The sequence below is a fragment of the Mycobacterium sp. GA-2829 genome, from assembly GCF_001499965.1.
Lineage (GTDB): Bacteria > Actinomycetota > Actinomycetes > Mycobacteriales > Mycobacteriaceae > Mycobacterium.
Genome location: NZ_LQIT01000093.1, coordinates 1 through 1,139 on the forward strand (window position 1 = coordinate 1; position 1,139 = coordinate 1,139).

General features: G+C 69.4%; 1 protein-coding gene. It reads right to left on the reverse strand.

Going from position 1 to position 1,139, the window contains the following annotated elements; translation table 11 throughout:
- Positions 1 to 5 precede the first annotated feature (5 nt).
- On the reverse strand, positions 6 to 1,139 hold a 1,134-nt coding region (locus tag AU194_RS30775; protein ID WP_157576615.1), incomplete at its 5' end, for an HNH endonuclease signature motif containing protein.

Below are 1,139 nucleotides of genomic sequence, written 5' to 3' on the forward strand. Positions count from 1 at the left end.
TGCCGCTAGAAGGGCGGGGGTCGGTTGCGTTCGGCGACGAAGTCGTCGTTGAGTTTGCGTTGTTCGTCGATGTAGCGGGCGCGGTTCTGGGCGCGCGTTCGGCGGCGTTTGGGCATCTTGAGGCCGCGGTTCTCTGTGGCCTGCGGGTTTTCCCGTACCGGCGCCTCGGCGGTGGGTTCGGCCAGGGTGGGGAAGAACTGTGCGCTGCCGGGGTGGGTGGTGTAGGTGTCTCCGGACGGTGAGGTCCACACGACGGTGCCGTCGGCGAATTGCTCGTCGCGCCAACCGGTCTTACCGGTCCAGAAGGTCTTGAGCAAGTGGTGTTTTCGGCACAGGCATTTGAGATTGGAACCGCAGGTCGGGCCGGCGGGCCAGGGGATCGTGTGGTCGATGTCGCAGCGGGTGGCGGGGACGTCGCAGTGGGGGAAGCGACAGGTCAGGTCGCGGCAGCGGATGAACTCGGACAGGGCGGCCGAGGGGCGGTACTGCGGTTCGGGCGGCGCGTCGCCGGGGTGGGTGACGGTGCGGATGGTGGCCCGGTCGAGGAAGGCCGCCAGCAGCGCGGAGTTGGCAATGCCGGCGCCGAACACGAACGCCGGTGCCGGGCACTCCGGCTTCTGCGGACGTGCGGGTTCGCCAGCGTCCCTGACGCTCTCGTCCGCATCCCCCTCGGTGGTGTGGGGAGCGGTCGCGTCCTGGCCCTCCGCGGCAGGCTCGGCGGCCTCAGCAACGATCTCGGGCTCGTCCACCGACTCACCGTCGGTCTCGGGTTGCGGCGTGCGCGCCTGCTGCGCCTTTCTGCGGGCCTCGTTGAGGGTGTCCTCGCTGGCGATGAGGTGGACGACGACATCTTTGGCGGGCTTGTCCCCGGTGGCGCCGGGGCAGTCGGCGTTGCCGCACTCACACCGCAATACCCGCCCGGCACCGACGGCGGCGAGCGCATCGTTGAGCCGATCCTCCCCCGAGCGGGGATCGTCGGGACACAACCGGCGCGCCATATCCAGCACGCGTTGTTCGAAGGCGTTGCCGTCGGCGGCGTACATCCGCGCGTACAACGTCATGAACCCGGCCGGGTCGGAGATGAACCCGAACTGCACGTCGCGCTCTTTGCCGGAGTCTTTGACCCGCTTGCGCGCCCC